General features: G+C 60.2%; 19 protein-coding genes and 2 tRNA genes. 6 read left to right on the top strand and 15 right to left on the bottom strand.

Annotated features, from left to right (window positions below; all coding sequences use genetic code 11):
• Nucleotides 1-66 precede the first annotated feature (66 nt).
• Entirely contained in the window at nt 67-960 is an 894-nt protein-coding gene (locus tag I7X13_RS04365) for a sugar phosphate isomerase/epimerase family protein (protein WP_198074481.1), read from the top strand.
• A 77-nt stretch (nt 961-1,037) separates the two neighbouring features.
• Here I7X13_RS04365 and I7X13_RS04360 read toward each other — a convergent pair whose 3' ends face one another.
• From I7X13_RS04360 to I7X13_RS04325, 8 genes are all read right to left on the bottom strand, one after another.
• On the bottom strand, nt 1,038-1,832 hold the full coding sequence (locus I7X13_RS04360; protein ID WP_198074480.1) for a 3-keto-disaccharide hydrolase: 795 nt from the start codon (nt 1,830-1,832) through the stop codon (nt 1,038-1,040).
• A gap of 49 nt (nt 1,833-1,881) precedes the next feature.
• On the bottom strand, nt 1,882-2,769 hold the full coding sequence (locus tag I7X13_RS04355; protein ID WP_198074479.1) for a hydroxypyruvate isomerase family protein: 888 nt from the start codon (nt 2,767-2,769) through the stop codon (nt 1,882-1,884).
• A gap of 12 nt (nt 2,770-2,781) precedes the next feature.
• A complete protein-coding gene (locus tag I7X13_RS04350; protein ID WP_198074478.1) occupies nt 2,782-3,255 on the bottom strand; it encodes a c-type cytochrome in 474 nt (157 codons plus the stop codon).
• A 12-nt stretch (nt 3,256-3,267) separates the two neighbouring features.
• A complete protein-coding gene (locus I7X13_RS04345) occupies nt 3,268-4,320 on the bottom strand; it encodes a sugar phosphate isomerase/epimerase family protein (RefSeq protein ID WP_198074477.1) in 1,053 nt (350 codons plus the stop codon).
• A gap of 7 nt (nt 4,321-4,327) precedes the next feature.
• Nucleotides 4,328-5,479 (bottom strand): Gfo/Idh/MocA family protein, encoded by a 1,152-nt coding sequence (locus tag I7X13_RS04340; RefSeq protein WP_198074476.1) that lies wholly within the window; start codon nt 5,477-5,479, stop codon nt 4,328-4,330.
• A gap of 43 nt (nt 5,480-5,522) precedes the next feature.
• On the bottom strand, nt 5,523-6,773 hold the full coding sequence (locus I7X13_RS04335) for a nucleoside permease (protein WP_198074475.1): 1,251 nt from the start codon (nt 6,771-6,773) through the stop codon (nt 5,523-5,525).
• Between the two features lie 92 nt (nt 6,774-6,865).
• Entirely contained in the window at nt 6,866-7,477 is a 612-nt protein-coding gene (locus I7X13_RS04330) for a gluconate 2-dehydrogenase subunit 3 family protein (protein ID WP_198068679.1), read from the bottom strand.
• A gap of 10 nt (nt 7,478-7,487) precedes the next feature.
• A complete protein-coding gene (locus I7X13_RS04325; protein WP_198068677.1) occupies nt 7,488-9,164 on the bottom strand; it encodes a GMC oxidoreductase in 1,677 nt (558 codons plus the stop codon).
• A gap of 325 nt (nt 9,165-9,489) precedes the next feature.
• On the opposite strand from I7X13_RS04325, the gene I7X13_RS04320 reads away from it, so the two are divergent.
• Nucleotides 9,490-10,953, top strand: a complete 1,464-nt coding sequence (locus I7X13_RS04320) for a Gfo/Idh/MocA family protein (RefSeq protein WP_198074474.1) — start codon at nt 9,490-9,492, stop codon at nt 10,951-10,953.
• Nucleotides 10,954-10,965: 12 nt separating this feature from the next.
• Here I7X13_RS04320 and I7X13_RS04315 read toward each other — a convergent pair whose 3' ends face one another.
• Complete coding sequence (locus I7X13_RS04315) at nt 10,966-11,424, bottom strand: VOC family protein (RefSeq protein ID WP_198074473.1); 459 nt, start codon at nt 11,422-11,424, stop codon at nt 10,966-10,968.
• Nucleotides 11,425-11,690: 266 nt separating this feature from the next.
• On the opposite strand from I7X13_RS04315, the gene kduD reads away from it, so the two are divergent.
• The 3 genes from kduD to xylA are packed head-to-tail and all read left to right on the top strand — an operon-like array spanning nt 11,691 to nt 15,376.
• Entirely contained in the window at nt 11,691-12,461 is a 771-nt protein-coding gene (kduD, locus tag I7X13_RS04310) for a 2-dehydro-3-deoxy-D-gluconate 5-dehydrogenase KduD (protein ID WP_198074472.1), read from the top strand.
• A gap of 36 nt (nt 12,462-12,497) precedes the next feature.
• Entirely contained in the window at nt 12,498-14,009 is a 1,512-nt protein-coding gene (locus I7X13_RS04305) for a xylulokinase (RefSeq protein ID WP_198074471.1), read from the top strand.
• 44 nt (nt 14,010-14,053) lie between these two features.
• Nucleotides 14,054-15,376 carry a xylose isomerase gene (gene xylA, locus I7X13_RS04300; RefSeq protein WP_198074470.1) on the top strand — a complete coding sequence of 441 codons (1,323 nt, stop codon included), beginning with the start codon at nt 14,054-14,056 and terminating at the stop codon, nt 15,374-15,376.
• An 86-nt stretch (nt 15,377-15,462) separates the two neighbouring features.
• Here xylA and I7X13_RS04295 read toward each other — a convergent pair whose 3' ends face one another.
• From I7X13_RS04295 to I7X13_RS04270, 6 genes are all read right to left on the bottom strand, one after another.
• Entirely contained in the window at nt 15,463-16,320 is an 858-nt protein-coding gene (locus I7X13_RS04295) for a fumarylacetoacetate hydrolase family protein (protein WP_198074469.1), read from the bottom strand.
• 148 nt (nt 16,321-16,468) lie between these two features.
• The gene (locus tag I7X13_RS04290; RefSeq protein WP_198074468.1) at nt 16,469-17,521 is read right to left on the bottom strand and encodes an alpha/beta hydrolase; all 1,053 of its coding nucleotides are present in this window, start codon (nt 17,519-17,521) and stop codon (nt 16,469-16,471) included.
• Between the two features lie 509 nt (nt 17,522-18,030).
• The gene (locus I7X13_RS04285) at nt 18,031-19,011 is read right to left on the bottom strand and encodes an aldo/keto reductase (protein ID WP_198074467.1); all 981 of its coding nucleotides are present in this window, start codon (nt 19,009-19,011) and stop codon (nt 18,031-18,033) included.
• Nucleotides 19,012-19,058: 47 nt separating this feature from the next.
• Nucleotides 19,059-19,232 carry a hypothetical protein gene (locus I7X13_RS04280; RefSeq protein ID WP_198074466.1) on the bottom strand — a complete coding sequence of 58 codons (174 nt, stop codon included), beginning with the start codon at nt 19,230-19,232 and terminating at the stop codon, nt 19,059-19,061.
• A gap of 432 nt (nt 19,233-19,664) precedes the next feature.
• Nucleotides 19,665-19,738: transfer RNA gene (locus tag I7X13_RS04275), tRNA-Asp, on the bottom strand.
• A gap of 135 nt (nt 19,739-19,873) precedes the next feature.
• Nucleotides 19,874-19,947: transfer RNA gene (locus I7X13_RS04270), tRNA-Asp, on the bottom strand.
• A gap of 302 nt (nt 19,948-20,249) precedes the next feature.
• On the opposite strand from I7X13_RS04270, the gene I7X13_RS04265 reads away from it, so the two are divergent.
• Complete coding sequence (locus I7X13_RS04265) at nt 20,250-21,197, top strand: acetyl-CoA carboxylase carboxyltransferase subunit alpha (protein ID WP_198068657.1); 948 nt, start codon at nt 20,250-20,252, stop codon at nt 21,195-21,197.
• The last annotated feature ends 29 nt before the right edge of the window (nt 21,198-21,226 follow it).

The following is a 21,226-nucleotide window of genomic DNA, read 5'->3' as shown; positions in this document are numbered from 1 at the left end:
GCCGCAAGTAATTGTTAATCCCTATCTTGGCTTCGCATTAACCCATCCTTCAACCCACGCCGCTCCATGAATTCCCGCAGAAATTTCCTGACTTCGGCCGCGCTGCTATCGGCCGGTTTGCTGGTATCGCCGGCCCTGCTGGCCCGTGACAAGGGCTACAATAAAAAGTACATCGGCCTGCAGCTTTACACCGTGCGCGATGCCATGGCCAAGGACCCCGCCGGCACCCTGGCGCGGCTGGCCGAAATGGGCTACAACTCGCTTGAGGGCGCTACCTACACCGGCAGTCAGAAATTCTACGGCATGACGCCCCAGGCCTTCGCCGCTCTGCTCAAGCAAAACGGCCTGATAATGCCCAGCAGCCACTACCGCCTCGGCGAGGAGCAGATGAACGGCGCGCCGGCCATGGGCACCATGCTCCACGAGTGGGACCGCGCCGTGGACGATGCCGCCGCCGCTGGCGTGAAATACATGGTGTGCGCTTACCTCTCGGAAGCCGAGCGCGGCAACCTTGACCACTACAAATACGTCGCCGACCAGCTCCACAAAGCCGGCGAGCGCTGCCAGAAAGCCGGTATTCAGCTCTGCTACCACAACCACGACTTCGAATTCGTGGCCCAAAACGGCAAGCTGCCCTACGACCTGCTCCTCGCCACCGACCCCAAACTGGTGAAAATGGAGCTCGACCTCTACTGGGCCACCAAAGCCGGCCACGACCCGCTCACGCTCTTCAAGCAGCACCCCGGCCGCTTCCCGCTCTGGCACGTCAAGGACATGAACAAAGCCGCCCCGCACTCCTTCACCGAAGTGGGCAACGGCAGCATCGACTTCAAAAAGATATTCGCCCACGCCAACGAAGCCGGCCTGCAATACTTCTTCGTGGAGCAGGACATCACGCCTGGCTCGCCCTTCGATAGTGCTGCTAAAAGCCTGGCTTACATCAAGAAGAATTTAGTGTAGCCATAAGGCCGAAAAAAGGAAAACCTCCTGCTAAGCTTGGATTTAGCAGGAGGTTTTCCTTTTTTGAGAAGTCGATTTTACTTCGCCACCGCCGCCATCGGCAGCTCCCGAATCCAGATGTTGCGGAAACTGAGCGGCTCACTCTTGTCGCCATGGGCCTGGAGCTTGATGGGCGAGGGGCCGTGCGCGGCCTGGTACGAGGCCTTGCCGATGTACTGCGTGGGGCCGGTGAGAGCGGTATGGTCCTGCACCAGCACGCCGTTGAAAAACACGGTGGCGTAGGCCGGCGTCACCAGCGCGCCGCCTGCGCCAAACACGGGCGCCGTCCATACCACGTCGTAGGTTTGCCACTCGCCGGGCCTGCGGGCGGGGTTGGCCAGCGGGATTGATTGCTTGTAGAGGCTGCCGGCCATGCCGTTCACGTAGGTTTTATTCTGGTAGGCGTCCACGATTTGCAGCTCGTAGCCCAGGTCACCGCTGCCCGTCGAGGCCAGGAAGACGCCGCTGTTGCCCCGGGCCTGGCCGGTGCCGGTGATGTTGGCCGGAATGCGCCACTCCAGATGCAGTTGGTAATTGCCGAAGCTGCGCTTGGTTTCGATGTTGCCAACGTCCTTTTTTACCGTCATCACGCCTCCCGCCACCGTCCAGCTAGCGGGCGCCTTGTGGTCGCTGGTGAGCACCCACTGGTCCAGGTTTTTGCCATCGAAAAGCACTAGCGCATCCGAAGGGGCATCGCCGATGGCTTTGCCGGGCGTCACCACTTTGGGCACGGGCTCATACACTTCCGTATCCTCGGGTTTGGCGGTTTGCTGGGCGTGGGCGGCGCCCAGGCTGCCGGCCAGCAGGGCGGTGAGTAACAGGCGGGTTTTCATGACGGTGAATGGTTGGAGAGTGGAGTATTTGGCACGCGAGCAGGGCGCGCTACACGTCGCACAGCTGCACGGCTTTGCGCAGCGAGGCCAGCTTATCGGGCTGCTTCGGAATGAATTCCTGCGCCACGTATCCCTTAAAGCCCGTGGCCACAATAGCCCGCATGATGGCCGGGTAATATAGCTCCTGGGTTTCGTCGATTTCGTGGCGGCCGGGTACGCCACCGGTGTGGTAGTGCGCGATGTACTGGTGGTTGTCGGTGATGTTGCGGATGATGTCGCCCTCGTCAATCTGCATGTGGTAAATATCGAAAAGCAGTTTGAAATGCTCGGAGCCCAGCTTTTTGGCCAGCGCCACGCCCCAGGCCGTGCGGTCGCACTGGTAGTCTTTGTGGTCGATTTTGCTGTTCAGCAGCTCCATCACCAGCACCACTTTGTGCCTGGCGGCCAGCTCCAGCAGAGGCGTCAGGCCCTGCACGCAGTTGGCCCAGCCGGTGGCATCGTCCTTGCCCCGCCGGCTCCCGCTGAAGCAAATCAGGTTCTTGTAGCCTGCCGCGGCCACTTTCGGAATCATCTCGGCGTAATTCTTTTGCAGCGTGGCATGAAACTGCGGGTCGTTGAAGCCGTCGGTCAGGTTGATTTCAGCCCCGTTGCACATTGGCGAATCCAGGCCGTACTTCTTTAGTGTCGGCCATTCCTTCGGCCCGACTAGGTCAATGCCTTTGATGCCAATGCTTTTGGCCGCCGCGCATAGCTGGTCGAGCGTTAAATCGCCGTAGCACCAGCGGCACACCGAATGGTTGATGTTGTTTTTCAAGGCGGGCGTTTCCAGCGGGTGTTCAGCGGGTGCAAATGCGCCGAGTGCTCCCGCGGCCCCAGCCGCCGCTGTCCCCGCCAGAATGTTTTTGAGTGCCGTGCGGCGGGTGGAAGGCGTGGCCATGACGAATGGGGCTTATTTCAGGGTCAGGATGTATTTCACCATTTCCCGGGCGTCGGCCTCTGTCACGCCGGGGTGCGGCGTCATGGGCACTGCCCCCCAGTTGCCCGAGCCACCCTGAATGATTTTACCGGCCAACATGCTGATATTAGCCTCATTACTCGGGTATTTCTTGGCCACATCGGCGTATGCCGGGCCCACCAGCTTCTCCTTTTCCTTGTGGCAGCTGGCGCAGTCCGAGGCGGCTATCAGCTTGGCGCCGTTGGCGACCAAGCCGCCGCTGTGACCGGTGCCAATCTTCGAAGTGCTGGTGTCCACCTGCGGCTGCTCGGCTACGGCCGCCACGTTGGCGCCGGTGGTGCTGTCGCTTTTGAGCTCGGCCGATGAGGCGGCCTGTTGGCTCACTTCGTCGGGACCGTCTTTTTTGTAGCCCGAATCGCAAGCGGCCAATAAGGCGCAGAGGCTGAAGAATAAAGCAGGTTTTTTCATGGGAAAAGGCGGTTAGATTCCGAGCAGGGAATGGTTGAGGGTCGGGTTGGGGGCCGTGGCGGCAAAGTCGTCGAACGCCTTATCGGTGACGCGGATGATGTGGTCTTTGATGAATTGGGCGCCTTCGCGGGCCCCGTCCTCGGCATTTTTCAGGGCACATTCCCACTCCAGCACGGCCCAGCCGGGAAAGTCGTACTGCGTCAGCTTGCTGAAAATGGCCTTGAAATCAACCTGCCCGTCGCCCAGTGAGCGAAAGCGACCGGCCCGGTTCAGCCAGCTCTGGTAGCCGCCGTACACGCCCTGCCGGCCCGTAGGGTTGAATTCGGCATCCTTGACGTGGAACATCTTAATTCGCTCGTGGTAGATGTCGATGTATTCCAGATAATCAAGGCATTGCAGCACGAAATGCGAAGGGTCGTAGAGCAGGCAGGCGCGTGGGTGCTGCTGCACCTGGTTGAGAAACAGCTCGTAGGTCACGCCATCGTGCAGGTCCTCGCCGGGGTGGATTTCGTAGCACAAGTCCACGCCGCATCCATCAAAGGCGTTCAGGATGGGCAGCCAGCGGCGGCCCAGCTCCGCGAAACCATCCTCCACCAGGCCGGCTGGGCGCTGCGGCCACGGGTACAGCATGGGCCACAGCAACGCCCCGCTAAACGTAGCGTGCGCCTTCAAGCCCAGGTTTTGCGAAGCCTTGGCGGCGTATTTAAGCTGCTGCACGGCCCATTGCTGCCGGGCTTTGGGGTTGTTGCGGTAGGCCTCGGGTGCGAAGCCGTCGAACAATTGGTCATAAGCCGGGTTCACGGCGACCAGCTGGCCCTGCAAATGGGTTGATAATTCGGTGATTTCCAGCCCGGCGGCATTCACCACGCCCCGGATTTCGTCGGCGTAGGCCTGGCTTTCGGCAGCTTTTTGCAGGTCGATAAAGCGCGGGTCGTTGGTGGGCAGCTGCACGCCCTGAAAGCCCAGCCCTTTGGCCCAGGCACAAATGCCGGCCAGACTGTCGAAAGGCCCTTCATCACCAATGAATTGGGCCAAAAAAACGGCGGGTCCCTGGATGGTAGTCATGGGCGGGTCAGACGGTGAATTCGGTCCATTTTTTATCGGAATGGCCCGAGACAATGACGTTTTCGATGAAAGCCATGCCCCGGATTCCTTCGTCTAGCCCCGGATAATCGAGCGCTTCGGGCGGGGCGGTCTGGCCGGCCATTTCGGCCTGCAAGGTCAGGGCGAAGTTTCGGTAGATGTTGGCGAAGGCTTCGAGGTAGCCTTCGGGGTGGCCGGCCGGGGTGCGAGCATTGTGCTGGGCAAAGGAGCTAACGTAGCCCGTGCCCGTCCGGTGAATTTCGGTGGGCCGGTCCAGCCACTTCACTTGCAGCGTGTTGGCGTCCACTTGCTGCCATTCCAGCCCGCCCTTGTCGCCATAGGCCCGGATGCGGATGTTGTTTTCTTCGCCGGCCGCCACCTGAGTAGCCACCAGCGCGCCGCTTGCGCCGTTGGACAGCCGAAGTAGCACTGCGCCATCGTCATCGAGCCGCCGGCCCGGTACCACGGTATTGATGTCGGCGCAAAGCTTCTCGACTTGCAGGCCGGTCACGTACTCAAGCAGATTGAAGGCGTGGGTACCGATGTCGCCCATCGCCCCGGCGATGCCGCTGCGGGCGGGGTCGGTGCGCCAGGCTGCCTGCTTGTTATCCGTGCCTTCCTCAAAGGCGCTGAGCCAACCCTGCGGGTATTCCACGTAGGCCTTGCGGATGGGGCCAAAGATGTTATTAGTAATGAGTTGCCGGGCTTCCTTCACCATCGGGTAGCCGGTGTAGGTGTGAGTCAGGCAGAGCTTCCGGCCGCTGGCGCTGGCAATTTCCTTTAGCTGCCTGGCCTCTGCCAGCGAGAAAGTCATCGGCTTGTCGAGGATGACGTGGAAGCCGTTTTCCAGCGCCAGCCTGGCGGGCTCGAAGTGCAGGTGGTTGGGCGTAACGATGGCTACAACCTGAATGCGCTCCGCTTCGGGCCGCTGCTTCTCCTGCGTAATCAGGTCCTCAAAGGAGCCATACACGCGGTCAGGGGCCAGATTCAGCAGTACGCCCGTGGCCCGCGACTTCTCCGCATCGCTGCTGAATGCGCCAGCGGTGAGCTCATACAGGCCATCGAGGGCGGCGGCAATGCGGTGTATGCCGCCGATGAAAGCGCCCTGCCCACCGCCAATCATGCCCAGTCGTAGTTTCATAGGGGAAGTGTAATGCTAGAAGTGGAGACGCAAATATGCGTCTCTACACCTCCAAACGGGCATTGGCTTCTGCGTAGCTTATTTCCTCAGCCGGCGCGGGTGCGTTCTGGTCTTTAAACAGCAGCACGAACACGGCCAGTACCACGGCCGCAATGCCGGCCGGAATCAGCCAGATAGTGTGCCAGTCGTGGAGGTCGCCGGTGGTTTTGTGGGCGTCCACAATCTGGCCCGAGAGCAGGGAGCCGATGAGCATGCCCACCCCATAAGTAGCCAGCGTAATGAAGCCCTGGGCCGCGCTTTTCGACTGTTCGCCGGCCAGGTTGTCGGTATAAATCTGGCCGGTTACGAAGAAAAAGTCGTAGCAAATGCCGTGCATCACGATGCCTGCAATCAGCATCCAGTAGTTCGAATCGCCGTTGCCGTAGGCGAAGAAAATGTACCGCACCACCCAGGCCAACATGCCGATGGCCAGCATTTTCTTCACGCCCAGCCGCGCGAAAAACACCGGAATCAGCAGCATAAACAGCACTTCCGACACCTGCCCTAAACTCTGGATGCCGGCGGCCGATTTCATGCCCGTCTCGTTCAAAAACGGATTGGTGAAGCCGTAGTAAAATGACAGCGGCACGCAAATGGCCACTGAAGCCAGAAAGAAAATCAGGTACGAGCGGTTCTTCAATAATCCGATGGCTTCGAGGCCCAACAACTCACCCATGGTGGCGGGACCAGCTTTCTTGACAGGCGGGGTGGGCGGCAGCGTGAAGCTGAACACCCCCAGCAGGGCCGAAGCCCCGGCCGCCATCTGAAACGTGAGGCCGAGGTTGCCACTCTGCTCCCAGTTCAGCCATCCGATGGTGATGCCGGCGATAATCCAGCCCAGCGTGCCGAGTACCCGAATCGAGGCAAATTCTTTCTGCGGATTCTGCATCTGGCGAAAGGAAATGGAGTTCACCAGTGCCAGCGTGGGCATGTACACTATCATGTACGTCAGTACATAAGGATAGAAAGCCGAGAAATCGCCCGCCCGGGAAGCCAGCCACAGCAGCACCGCGCCCAGCAGGTGCAGCACACCCAGAATTTTCTGGGCCGAGAAGAACCGGTCGGCAATGAGCCCGATAATGAACGGAGCCACGATGGCCCCCACCGACTGCGTGAGAAAGGCACTGCCTACCTGCGTGCCGGTAGTGTGCAGGTTGTGCAGCAGGTAAGTGCCCAATGTCACAAACCACGCTCCCCAGATGAAGAACTCCAGGAACATCATCAGGGACAACTTAAAGCGGATGGCAGGCGTCATGGGCAGGTGGTTGGTATTGGAATGAATGCAGAGGCCAACAGAGAACGGTCATGCTGCGCTCAGTATGACCGTTCTCTGTTGGCCTACAAAAATCAGGTCGTTGCCCAGGCCCGGTCGCCTTTTTTGTAGGGCACGTTGCCGTCGTAGCGGCCGGGCACGGGCAGGTAGCGCAGGGCCTTCGTCGCGCCTACTTCGGAGGTGAAAAAGCCCAGCAGCGTGAGCTCCTTCATCATGCGGAAGTAATGGGCCGGGTCGTCCTTCTGCTTGTTTTGGGTGAAGGCTTTCTGCTCGGCATCGAGGGCGGTGAGGAAGGCGGTGCGCTGGGCTGCGTCGCAGGCCATAAAGCCTTTGCCGTTTTTCTTCTGGCAGTCCTGGTCGAGCTTGGCGAGGCCGTCGAGAAAAATTTTCTGGTCGGCGGGCGTGTAGCAGTCGCGCACCATCACGCTCATGAAGCTGCCCACCTGAGCAGCTTTGGCTCCCGGCGTTTTGGTGGCCGGCAAGATGGTTTCTCCCACCTCATCGAGCAAACTCACCTGCTTGGCGTCGAGAAACGGCTTGGTTTCTTTGGCCGTTGGTGTCTCACCGGCGGCGGCTTTGTCCTCCTTCTTAGCGGGCGAGGAGCAGCCGCTCAGAAAAAATTCGGCGCCGATAACGGTGCCACCCATGATGATGGCCACGCGGGCCAGGGCGTCTCTTCTGTTCATGATGGGGCGGTTAGAGGTTTTGCTTTTTGAGCTCGCTCACGGCGTGGTCCACGGCGCGAGCGGTGAGGGCCATATAGGTCAGCGAGGGATTCTGGCAGGCGGCCGAGGTCATGGCCGCACCATCGGTCACGAATACGTTGGGGGCATCCCAAACCTGGTTGTGGGCGTTGAGCACCGACGTTTTGGGGTCGCGGCCCATGCGGGCAGTGCCCATTTCGTGAATGCCGCCGCCCAGGTTGTAGCCGTTGTTGTAGGTCTTTACGTTCTTCAGGCCCGCTTTTTCCAGCATTTCCTGGGCGTCGGCCATCATGTCGATGCGCATTTTCTGCTCGTTGTCGCGGATACTGGCATCAATGGCCAGCACGGGCAGGCCCCACTTATCCTTCTTGGTTTTGTCGAGGGAAATCTGGTTGTCGTGGTAGGGCAGGGTTTCGCCGAAGCCGGTGATGCCCATGGTCCACTTGCCGGGCTCGGTGAGGGCGTCCTTGAAGTCGCCGCCGATGCTCATTTCCGGAATCTCGCGGCCCCAGCCTTCGCGGCCAGCCCCGCCCTGGTAGCCAAAGCCGCGGATGTAGTCGCGCTTGTCGCCGAACAGGTTACGGTAGCGGGGGATGTAGATGCCGTTGGCGCGGCGGCCGTACACGTACTTGTCCTCGAAGCCTTCCACGTCGCCGTGCGCGCCGGCCCGGAAGTGGTGGTCCATCAGGTTGTGGCCCAGCTCGCCGCTGCTGCTGCCCAGTCCGCCGGGCCAGATGTCGGTGGCCGAGTTCATCAGCACCCAGGCCGAATTCAGGGCCGAGGCGTTGAGGAAAATGACTTTGGCGTAGTATTCAACGGTCTGGTTGGTTTCGGCGTCGAGCACTTCCACGCCCTTGGCCCGCTTGGTGTCCTTGTCGTAGAGGATTTTGGTGACGATGGAAAACGGCCGCAGCGTGAGGTTTCCCGTAGCCACAGCGGCCGGTAGCGTGGCCGACTGCGTGCTGAAATACGACCCGAACGGGCAGCCCAGCCAGCACTTGTTGCGGTACTGGCAGTTCACGCGGTTGTGGTGCGGCACCGTAATGTTGGCCGTGCGCCCGATGACCATGCGCCGGTGCGCGTAGTGCTTTTTGAGGCGGGCGGCCACGTCCTTTTCCACCACATTCATTTCCATGGGCGGCATAAAATCACCGTCGGGCAGTTGCGGCAGGCCTTCTTTGGAGCCGCTGATGCCGGCAAACTTCTCCACGTAGCTGTACCACGGGGCCATGTCCTTGTAGCGCACGGGCCAGTCCACGGCAATGCCGTCCTTTAAGTTAGCCTCAAAGTCGAAGTCGCTCAGGCGGTACGACTGTCGGCCCCACATCAGCGAGCGGCCGCCCACCTGGTAGCCCCGGAACCAGTCGAAGGGCTTAATTTCCACGTAAGGGCTGTCCTTGTCGCTGGCCCAGTAGCTGAGGTTGGTTTCGTTGAGGGTGTAGTCGCGCTTCAGCACCGGGTAGTCGGCAATCATCTGCTGGGTTTTGCCGCCCCGGTGCTCAAATTCCCACGGAGCCTTGTTGGCATTCACGTAGTCTTTGATGTGCTCCACGTTGCGGCCTCGCTCCAACATGATGGTTTTTAGCCCTTTCTCTGTCAATTCCTTTGCGGCCCAGCCACCCGAGATACCCGACCCGATGACAATGGCATCGTACGTATTTTTTTCCATGTTACGCTAGCAAATGATGTGGGATTTGAGAAAGGAACCAATCGGAGTGCCATCAACTGGTATCAGGCTGGCGAGCAACACCGGCCATGCAGTGCGAGCAAATATAAAATAATTTGCTGCCGGCCAATCACAACGGGACCAATTATTTACATAATATTGCTGAGCATGAGTGTCCACCCACTTACTAAGTGGCGAGGCCATAATCCAACAGATTCGCAGATTGAATTTCAGGGTAATGCAACGGGCTTATTGTTAATATTTTAGCCGGCCTTATCAGCTAGCTTTCCGGCTTCCTTTCCAAACGGCAATTTTCCAGTCTTTCGCAATGAATAACCTTCCCGAAACGTCGCCGAATAACCTGCCCGAAGCACCCTCGCGACGCGAATTCTTGAAGCAGGGCGCTGCTGCCGCGGCCGTGTTTATGATTGTGCCGCGCTTCGTGCTGGGCGGCCGGGGCTTCACCGCGCCCAGCGACCAGCTGGTGGTGGCCGGCGTGGGTGTGGGCGGCAAGGGCGAAAGCGACCTGGCCGCCTTCGCCAAAACCGGCAAAGTCCGCATCGGCTACCTCTGCGATGTGGACGACCGGCGCGCTGCCCGCTCGGTGCAGGCGTTTCCGCAGGCCAGGTATTATAAGGACTGGCGGCAGCTGCTCGAAAAAGAAGGCAAGAATTTCGATGCCGTTTCGGTGGCCACGCCCGACCACAACCACGCCGTTATAACGCTGGCGGCCATGCAGCTGGGCAAGCACGTCTACGTGCAAAAGCCGCTTACCCACGACATTTACGAAGCCCGCGCCCTCACCGAGGCCGCCAAACGCTACAAAGTGGTGACCCAGATGGGCAACCAAGGCGCATCCGGCGACGGCGTGCGCCAGCTGCAGGAATGGTACGACGCCCACCTCATCGGCGAGGTGCACACTGTGTATTGCTGGACCGACCGGCCCGTGTGGCCCCAGGGAATTGCCTGGCCCCCGCCCGCTACCAGCGTACCCAAGGAGCTGGACTGGGACCTGTGGCTGGGCACCGCCCCGCAGCGGCCCTACGTCGATAAGCTGGTGCCCTTCAACTGGCGCGGGTGGTGGGAATATGGCACCGGCGCGCTCGGCGACATGGGTTGCCACTTGATGGAAGCGCCGTTTCGGGTGCTGAATCTGGGCTACGCCACGGCGGTGCAGGCCAGTGTAGGCAGCGTGTATGTGGATGAGTTTAAGCGCGGCTATTTCCCGGACAGCTGCCCGCCGTCAAGTCACGTTACGCTCACCTTTCCGAAAACCAATAAGACTAAAAACGAAGTCACGATGCACTGGATGGACGGCGGTATTCAGCCCGAGCGGCCCGAAGAATTAGGCCCGAATGAGAAGTTCGGCGACGGCGGCAACGGCATCCTGTTCATCGGTAAAAAGGGCAAGATGATGGCCAGCACCTACTCAGCCGACCCGCGCCTGCTACCCACCGCCCGCACCAACGAGGTGCACGTAAAACCCACCCTGGCCCGCGTGCCCGACGGTGCCAACGGCCACTACGCCCAATGGGTGGAGGCCTGCTTGGCCGGCTACGGCAACAAGGCCGTCAGCTCGCCTTTCGAGCTGGCCGGCCCGCTCACCGAAGCCCTGCTCATGGCCAACCTCGCCATTCGCGGCTACGACATCCGGCAACCGAAAACCACCAGCACGGGATTTGACTACCCCGGCCGCGGCATCGAGCTGCTCTGGGACCCGCAGCAGCTGCGCGTTACCAACTTCGAGGCGGCCAACCAGTTTGTGAAGCGCACCTACCGGCCGGGCTGGTAGGAGGGAGGCAGGCTAAAACGGGTCGTCGTTCACTTCGACCCAATAGTTGTCCGGGTCCTGCAGATACACCTGCCTCACGCCATCGGGCCGGGCCGTCGATTCCCGGGCCAAGCCGGCCCAACTGCCGTAGGTGGTGGCAAGTTGGTCGAGGTGCGCAGTGAATTTTTTCAGGTCTTTCACGCTGAAAGCTAGGTGCAGATTCTTGTCGTGCGGCTCTATTTTGGCCGCGCCCTGAATGATGTGCAGCTGGCTGTGCGGCCCCATCCGGAACCAGACGTGGCGGCCGTCCTTAAATGGCTCCGGAATCTGCTGCAATTCCAGCACCTTGCCGTAGAAATCCACGCTTTTCTGCAGGTCGAAGACGTAGAGCGCGACATGGCTGACAGTCGGTGTGTTCTGGGCGCAAGCAGGTCCCGCGCTGCCCAGGGCTACAACTAGCCCCATTAACCCACCAAAAAGCGTTTTTTTCATGATGCAGGAGGCGTTTTAGTTGCGCAAGCAGTTCGGTTAACACTGCTGCAAGGTGCAATTATTTTTCGAGCTGTATGGCTGCATTTTTCTGGTTTGCAGATGCTTGGCATGTTGTGAGTACGTTGGTCAAGCTATTCAATCGGCCTGGGTTGCACAGCATGCATGGCCCAGATGCCAATAAAATTCAGTAGAGTGCGGAAGAGTGCGCCGGGCGGGCGGCGCTACTTTTGGGCAGTCGCATTTTTCAGCAAGCCCTTTCTTCCTGCATGAGTAGTAATTCCGCTTTCAGCCTGACCGGCAAAATTGCGCTGGTAACCGGTTGCAACAAGGGCATTGGCCAGGCCATGGCGCTGGGGCTGGCCGAAGCCGGCGCCGACATCATCGGCGTATCGGCCACGCTGGCGGCCGATGGCGGCGACACCGCCCGCCAGGTGCGGGCGCTGGGCCGCGAATTCCACGCCTACCAGGCCGATTTCAGCCAGCGCGCCACCACCGATGCATTTATCGCGCAGGTGCAACAGGCTTTTCCGCGCATCGACATCCTGATTAACAACGCCGGCACCATCCGTCGCGCGCCCGCTGCCGAGCATTCCGACCAGGACTGGGACGACGTGCTGGCCATCAACCTCGACGCGCCGTTCCGGCTGGCTCGTGCCATTGGCGGCCAGATGCTGCGCCAGGGCAGCGGCAAAATTATTTTCACGGCCTCGCTGCTCACCTTTCAGGGCGGCATCAACGTGCCGGGCTACGCGGCCAGCAAAGGTGCCTTGGGCTCGCTGGTGAAGGCGCTGGCCAACGAATGGGCCGGCCGGGGCGTGCACGTGAATGCCATTGCGCCCGGCTACATCGCCACCGACAACACCACCGCCCTGCGCGAGGATGAGGAGCGCAGCCAGACCATTCTGGGCCGCATTCCGGCCGGCCGCTGGGGCACCCCCGAGGATTTCAAAGGCCCCACCGTATTCCTGGCCTCGGCCGCCTCGGACTACGTGCACGGCACTATTCTCACCGTGGATGGTGGCTGGATGGGCCGGTAGTGAAAGGGTATTCGTCAATGGCTTAGCGTAGATTTTATGTTGCTTCTTGGCATTGATTTAGGTACGTCTTCCATCAAAGTTTCGGTGGTGGATGCCGCGACGCGGCGCGTGCTGGCTGCCGCCAGCTACCCCGACACGGAGCGCGAAATCATCGTGCGCCAGCCTGGCTGGGCCGAGCAGGACCCGCGCCAGTGGTGGGCCGATGCCCAACACGCCATCAGGAAAGCCCACGCCACGGGCGCTTATAATCCGGTCGAAATCGGGGCCATTGGCATTGCCTACCAGATGCATGGGCTGGTAGTGGTCGATGAAACCCGCCAGCCCTTGCGCGATGCCATTATCTGGTGCGACAGCCGCGCCGTGCCCTACGGCGAAGCCGCGCAGCAGGCCCTGGGCGACGAATACTGCCAGACGCACCTGCTGAATTCGCCGGGCAATTTCACCGCCGCAAAGCTGGCCTGGGTGCGCGAAAACGAGCCCGCGCTCTACGCACAAATCGACCACATCATGCTGCCCGGCGACTACCTGGCCTTGCAGCTCACCGGCGTGGCCACCACCAGCCCATCGGCGCTGTCGGAGGGGATATTCTGGGATTTTGCCCGTCACGAGCTATCTGGTGAGGTGCTGGACTATTTTGGGTTCGACAAAAAGCTGATTCCGCTGGTGCAGGACGTGTTTTCAACACACGGCCAGCTTCGGCCCGAGGTGGCGGCCGAGCTGGGCCTTACGCCCGGCATCCCCGTCGCGTACAAGGCCGGTGACCAGCCCAACAATGCCCTGGCCCTAAACGCGCTGGAGCCCGGCGAAGTAGCCGCTACGGCCGGCACCTCGGGCGTGATTTACGCCGTGACCGACCAGCTATTTGTGGATGCACAGTCGCGGGTAAACCCGTTTGCACACGTCAACCACACCCGGGCGCAGCCCCGGCTGGGCGTACTGCTCTGCATCAACGGCGCGGGCAGCATGAACCGCTGGGCCAAACAAACCTTTGCCGCGCACCTGAGCTACCCCGGGGCCAATGCGCTGGCGGCCAAGGCCCCGGCGGGCAGCGATGGGCTGCTTTGCCTGCCCTTCGGCAACGGCGTGGAGCGTATGCTGGCCAACCATCCCGTAGGGGCTCATTTCCATGGCCTCGACCTGAATGTGCACACGCCCGCTCACTTGCTGCGGGCCGCGCAGGAGGGCGTGGCCTTCGCCTTCCGCTACGGCCTCGATGTGATGCGCGCCGGTGGCCTGCACCCTGCCGTGGTGCGCGCTGCCTATACCAATATGTTTCTGAGTGAGCTGTTTACGCGTGCTTTTGTGAATGCCACCGGACTAGCCGTGGAACTCTACGAAACCGACGGCAGCGTGGGTGCGGCCCTGGGCGCGGGCATCGGGGTGGGCTACTACGCCACGCCGGCTGTGGCTTTCCGCGCCGTACCGCCACTGCGCACCGTGTATCCCGACGCCGACGCGCCAGCTTATGAGGCTGCCTATCAGCGGTGGCGGCAGGTGTTGCTGTCGCTGCTGCCAGCGTTGATGCCGGCGGCGTTGCCTGTGGCATAATTCTACTAATCAGTATTCAACATCTGCCTTATTTCCCTCATCGCATGAGCTTAACCGCCAAAACGCTGTTCGCTGATATTCCTCAAATTAAGTTTGAGGGACTGGAATCTGATAATCCCTTCGCTTTCCGCTGGTATGATGCCGGGCGGGTGGTGGCCGGCAAGCCAATGAAGGATTGGCTGCGCTTTGCCGGGGCCTACTGGCACTCGTTCAACGGCTCCGGCGCCGACCCGTTTGGCGAGCCCACGCACCTGTTTCCCTGGGATTCGGAGAAAGACCCCATCGCCCGGGCCAAGGCGAAAATGGACGCCGCGTTTGAGTTTCTCTCCAAACTCAACCTGCCCTACTATTGCTTTCACGATGTGGACGTGGTAGACTATACCAACGACGTGGCCGACAACGAGCGCCGCCTCCACACCCTGACCGAGTACGCCCGGCAAAAGCAGCAGGAAACCGGCCTGAAGCTGCTCTGGGGCACGGCTAATCTGTTTTCGCACCGCCGCTACATGAACGGCGCGGCTACCAACCCCGATTTCCACGTGCTGGCCCACGGTGCGGCCCAGGTGAAGGCCGCCATCGACGCGACCATCGCGCTGGGCGGCGAAAACTACGTGTTCTGGGGCGGCCGCGAGGGGTATATGTCATTGCTGAACACTAACATGCAGCGTGAGCAGGAGCATTTTGCCCGCTTCCTGCACACGGCCCGCGACTACGCTCGCCAGCAGGGCTTCAAGGGCAATTTCTTCATCGAGCCCAAGCCGATGGAACCCACCAAGCACCAGTATGACTACGATGCGGCCACCGTCATCGGCTTCCTGCGGCAGTACGATTTGCTCGACGATTTCAAGCTGAACCTGGAGGTGAACCACGCCACCCTGGCCGGCCATACCTTCCAGCACGAGTTGCAGGTAGCGGCCGATGCCGGGATGCTGGGCAGCATGGACGCCAACCGCGGCGACTACCAGAATGGCTGGGATACCGACCAGTTCCCGAACGACATCTACGAGCTGACCGAGGCCATGCTAGTGCTGCTCGAAGCGGGCGGCCTGCAAGGCGGTGGCATCAATTTCGACGCCAAAATCCGCCGCAACTCCACCGATGTGCAGGACCTGTTCCACGCTCATATCGGTGGGATGGACTTGTTTGCCCGGGCGCTGATTACAGCTGATAACGTGCTGCAAAAATCTGATTATAAGCAAATCCGCCAGCAGCGCTACGCCTCGTTCGACGCGGGCGTGGGCCAGCAGTTTGCCCAGGGCCAGCTTACGCTGGAACAGTTGCGCAACTACGCCGCCGCCAACGGCGAACCGGCTGTGACCAGCGGCCGCCAGGAGTATCTGGAGAACCTGATTAACCGATATATTTAGGCGGAATCAGGCTGAAAAAGCGGGCTTCCTCACCAGCAAACCAAGGGTGGGGGAGCCCGCTTTTCTGCGCTTTCGAGGGCTGTCCGCTACGCTGGCGCATAGGCTTTTACCTCCTGGCGCGAGGCGCCGAGGCCGTCGATTCCCAACTCCACTATGTCGCCGGGCTTCAGGTATACGGGCGGTTTCATGCCCAGGCCCACGCCAGCGGGCGTACCGGTCGAGATGATGTCGCCGGGCAGCAGCGTCATGAATTGGCTGAGGTAAGAAATCAAGAAGGGAATCTTGAAAATGAGGTTGGCAGTGGTGCCGTCCTGCATCATCTGGCCGTTCACCGAGAGCCAGAGGCGCAGGTTGTTGACATCGCCGATTTCATCGGGCGTGGCCAGGAACGGGCCGACGGGCGCAAATGTGTCGCAGCCCTTTCCCTTGTCCCAGGTGCCGCTGCGTTCCAGCTGAAACTCGCGTTCCGATACGTCGTTATGCAGCGCGTAGCCGGCAATGCAGGCGGGCGCATCAGCCTCCGAGATGTAAGAGGCGCGCTTGCCGATGACCACGGCCAGCTCCACTTCCCAGTCGGTTTTCGTCGAGTTTTTGGGAATAATGAGGTCGTCATTCGGCCCCACGTAGGCCGTGGTCGATTTCATAAACAGCACCGGCTCGGGGGGCGGCGTGGCCCCGGTTTCGCGGGCGTGGTCGGCGTAGTTCAGGCCGATGCACAGGATTTTGGAGGGCCGCGCCACGGGCGGGCCGAGGCGCTCGCCGGCGGCAATGGGCGCCAGCCGGCCTTCGTGCGCTTGCAGGAATTCGGCGAGCCGTTGCAGGCCATTGGTGGTGAAAAATGTTTCGTTGTAATCTTCGCCAAAGGCCGAAACGTCGAACATTTGGTCTTGGATGATGACGCCCGGCTTCTCGTGGCCGGGCTGGCCGTAGCGGATGAGTTTCATTGGAGAAATTGTGGAAGGATGGCTTCGGATAGATGGCTTCGGCTAATAGAAGCACGTCATGCTTCGACTCCGCTTAGCATGAGTTCTCGGGTTGGGCAAAAGCCACAGATGCCCAAAACTATTTCAACAAAGCAGGGATTTTGCAAGGCTAAAAATCCAGGTGCTTATCGAAAAACGGCAGTACGTGCCGGAATATGCGCCCCTCGTGGCCCATGATGCGGCTGCCGTGGGTGCCCTCGTATTCTTCGGCCGTGTGGCGGATGCCATAGGAGCTGAGCCACTGGCTGAACGTGCGGCAGGTGGGCGGGATGTGGAGCACCTCGTCCTGCGCGCCCCAATCGAAGGCCAGCGCCCGCAGCTGCCGCAGGCTGGCGGTGTGCGTGGGCAGCAAGTAGGTAGGGGTGGCCGCCACCCAGCGCGTGAGCGCGGCATCGCGCCGGGCCAAGCTGTCGGCCCCCAGCGAGCCGGGCAAATCGGCCCCGAACGGCAACGCCTTCGGATTGGCCGAGAAGGCCCGGGCCACTGCCACCGTCGACTGCGCCGGATGGCTGCCTTGCAGGCCTGCCGGGCCGGCGGCGCGCAGGGCCACGGGCAGGCCCGGGCCGGGCAGGTAGCTGGGGTGCGGCCCCACCAGAGCCGGGCTCAGGGCGTAGGCCGCTGCCCAGGGACCGGGGTATTGCAGGGCAAGCCGCAGCGTGCCGCCGCCGCCCATGGAGTGCCCGGCCAGGCCCCGGCTGCCGGGCCGGGCCAGCGTCCGAAACTGCTGGTCGATGAAACTCACCAGTTCCCTGGCCGTGAAATCGGCCCACGGGCCGTTGGTGGCGGAGTTCACGTACCAACTGCCGCCAAAGCGCGTCTGCTCATTGGGCACCACCACGATGATGGGACGGATTTGCTTCTCGGCAATGGCTTGGTCGAGCAGGTCCTTCATGCCGTCTTTGTTGAAAATCAGGCTGTCGTTCCAGGTGAAGCCGTGCAGGTAGTAAAGCACAGGGTAGCGCTGCTGCGGGCTGGCATCGTAGCCGGCGGGCAGGTACACGCTCACGCGGCGGCGTGCGTTTTCGCCGCCAGGGTTATTGCGCAGCAGCTTCGAGTCGAGGTAGGTGACGACTACGCGCCCGGCCGGCACGGGCCCGGGCTGGGCGCTGAGCCGGTGGTGGCTGAACAAAGGCAGCAACAGGAATAGCATCAGGTTTTTCATGCTCGGATTTCAAGGTTCGCTCCGCGAAATACGCAAACGACAAGGCTATCCCACGTTCGCCCCGAATGGCAAAGTCGGCTGCGGGCAGAACCACCCACGTGAAAAAGATGTCCCTATGCCATGATGTAAGTGGGCCCATGTCCGGGCTTTCAACCAGATGGCACCAGTTTCTTTTAGACAATCAGCCGCTTCAGCACCTTCAGTAACTTGCCCGGCGTGATGAGAAGTGAACAGGCAAGGTTGCAGATGGATAGCAGTAACGGCCGGCCACGCGGGTGCTTCCAGCGCATTCAAATGCTTTTACTTATCAAACAGCCTTGCGAAAAGCCAGCGGCGTGCTGCCGGTATGCTTCTTGAAAAAGATGTTGATACAGGAAGCATACCCGAAGCCCAAGCCGTAGCCGACGGCGGTCACGTCTCAGTCGGGGTGGTGCAGCAGCGCCTTGGCTTCGCTGATAACCCGCTCGGCAATGAGGACCGAAAATTAATATCTCCGACCACCGGCATTCTTAGCGGCCCACGTGCTGCTGCAAGTGCGCGGGGTACCGGTCGCCCTGCACTGTGATGCTGGCCGCCGCGGCTTCAATTTGCGCCAGGTCGTCGGCCGATAATTCCAGCTTGGCGGCGCCGAGGTTTTCTTCGAGGCGGTGCAGCTTGGTGGTGCCGGGAATTGGAGCAATCCAGGGCTTCTGCGCCAATAGCCAGGCCAGCGCAATCTGCGCCGGGGTGGCATTTTTGCTTTGGGCAATGCTGCTCAGCAAGGCTACCAACGCTTGGTTGGCCTTGCGGGCCTCGGGCGTGAAGCGCGGCACAATATTGCGGAAGTCCGACTTGTCAAACTGCGTATTCTCATCAATCTTGCCCGTCAGAAAACCCCTGCCCAGCGGGCTGAACGGCACAAACCCAATGCCTAATTCCGCCAGCAGTGGCATAATTTCCTGCTCCGGCTGTCGCCACCATAGTGAGTATTCACTCTGCAAGGCCGTGACCGGCTGCACGGCGTGCGCCCGGCGGATGGTGTCGGCCCCCGCCTCCGAGAGGCCAAAATGCTTCACCTTGCCTTCCGCAATCAAATCGCGGACCGTGCCGGCCACGTCTTCGATGGGTACATTCGGGTCGGGGCGGTGCTGGTAAAACAGGTCAATCCGGTCGGTGCCCATGCGCTTCAACGACTGCTCGGCCACCAGCCGGATGCGTGCCGGGCTGCTATCCAAGCCTTTCGTGGAACTGCCCTCCTGAAAACCGAATTTGGTGGCAATCATCACTTGGTGACGCACCGGGGCCAGGGCACGGCCCACCAGTGTTTCGTTGGCCTCGCCGTAGGCTTCGGCGCTGTCGAAGAAGGTCACGCCCAGGTCTACCGCCGCCCGGATGAGTCTGGTTGCTTCGGTGGCATCAGTGGCAGGGCCGTAGCCAAAAGTCAGGCCCATGCAGCCCAGGCCCAGAGCCGATACTTCAAGTCCATCAGGGCCCAATTTGCGCTTTTCCATAAATAGAATGAGGGTTAGATAATGTAATAAGGGAAAACAGTCTGCCGCTACTTGCGGGCCAGTTCCCCCAGCCGCTTCACAATTTTGGAGTCGCGGTGGTCAAAAAACGCACAGGTTCCGGAGTCTAGCGTCCCAATCGCCACACCCCCGGTGCTCAGCTCAAAGTCGAAGACGTTGAATTTCTCCCCAATCCGCGCTTTGCGCACCGATTTGGGAATCACGAATCAAACCAATAATTATAAACTTCAATCAGATTGTTGAAGTGTTTTCAGTTAAAAAACGGTCTACCACCAGAGCAGGTAAGGGAAGCTTATTACATGCCCGGAACGCGTTGGTTGTTGAAGCGTTATATTTTTCTGGCATGCACCGCTACACATAAACGTCTTGTGCAGCGCAAGTATACTGCTGCAAAGGTTGGCCACCCCAACTATCGCGGAAGGTAAGAATCACCCGATTGTTACGGTTTTCGACCCGTTGATGAGTAAACCAGGGCTTGGCTAACCCTAATTGTTGCATTCAGAGCTAGAATAGGTAATTGCATGGCGCGCCCGCCCTCTTCGGCCGAGGGACTTTTATTATCCAATAAAATTTATCGTTTGGGTAATAAAAAAGGCCATTTCCGATAAGGAAATGGCCTTTTCTACAAACGGTAGCGGTCTGGACGGGACTCGAACCCGCGACCTCCGCCGTGACAGGGCGGCATTCTAACCAACTGAACTACCAAACCGTTTGTCTTGTGGAAAAGCCGAATGCTCTTCCATAACTGAGGCGACAAAACAAGCTGACAAAATCTTGCCTTGTCGTAATAGAGAAATAAAAAGGCCGTTTCCGTATTGGAAACGGCCTTTTCTACAAACGGTAGCGGTCTGGACGGGACTCGAACCCGCGACCTCCGCCGTGACAGGGCGGCATTCTAACCAACTGAACTACCAAACCGTTTGTCTCAAGTGGAGAAGCCGTGTGCTTTTCCGCTTTGGTGACACAAAGGTAGGGGAAAGAAATTGCCAACCGCAAGGATGAGGCCAATATTTTTCTCGAATCTGCCTCATTTTGGAGCTTGGGAGTTGTTTATCAGCCTGATTATTTTTCTGGCACTGCCGCAACGGCAGATGTTTTACCTTTGCCAACCGCCGCGCCCACTGTATTTAGGAGCGGTGGTGGCGGGCGCAAGCCCTGTTTAGACCGCTGCTACCCGCTATTTTCGCCTTCCTACTCACTTGCCAAGCCATTCGCCGCTCATGCTCCTCGATTTTGAACAACCCATCGCCGCCCTCGAAGGTAAACTTCTTGAAATGCAGAAACTCGCTGCCGACAGCGACGTGGAAGTAGGCGAAGCCGTCGCGGCGCTGGAAAAACGCATTAAAGACCTCAAAAAGGAAACCTACGCCAACCTCACGCGCTGGCAGCGGGTGCAGCTTTCGCGCCACCCGGAGCGGCCTTATACCTTAGATTACATAGAAGGCATGGCCGAAAAGTTCGTGGAGTTGCACGGCGACCGCACCGTGAGCGACGACAAGGCCATGGTAGGCGGTTTCGGCGAGATTGACGGGCAGACCGTCATGTTCATCGGTCAGCAGAAGGGCCATAACACCAAGCAGCGGCAGTATCGCAACTTTGGGATGCCCAACCCCGAAGGTTACCGCAAGGCCCTGCGCCTGATGAAGCTGGCCGAGAAGTTCAACGTGCCGGTGGTGACGCTGATTGACACGCCCGGCGCATTTCCCGGCCTGGAGGCCGAGGAGCGGGGGCAGGGCGAAGCCATTGCCCGTAACCTCAAGGAGATGTTTATGCTGAAGGTGCCGGTTATCTGCGTCATTATCGGCGAGGGGGCGAGCGGTGGGGCGTTAGGTATTGCCATTGGCGACCGGGTACTAATGCTGGAAAACACCTGGTACTCCGTTATTTCGCCGGAGTCGTGCAGCAGCATTCTGTGGCGCTCCTGGGACTATAAGGAGCAGGCGGCCGAGGCGCTCAAGCTCACGGCCACCGACATGAAATCGGCGGGCCTGGTCGATGGCATTGTGAAAGAGCCGCTGGGCGGAGCCCACACCGACCCCGAGCGCATGATTGAAACCCTGAAAGGCACGCTGCTCAAGACGCTGAAGGAACTGAGCGCGATTTCGGTGGAAGACCGGATTTCGCAGCGCATTGACAAGTTCTCGGCGATGGGCGTGGTGGTAGAGTAGGGTAAGAAGCTGTGGGGGTAGGAGGGTAG

Origin of the sequence: Hymenobacter negativus, from assembly GCF_016056375.1 — a bacterium.
GTDB classification, from domain to species: domain Bacteria; phylum Bacteroidota; class Bacteroidia; order Cytophagales; family Hymenobacteraceae; genus Hymenobacter; species Hymenobacter negativus_A.
The sequence above is the reverse complement of the archived record's forward strand: the minus strand, read 5'-3'. Positions and strand labels throughout refer to the sequence as shown.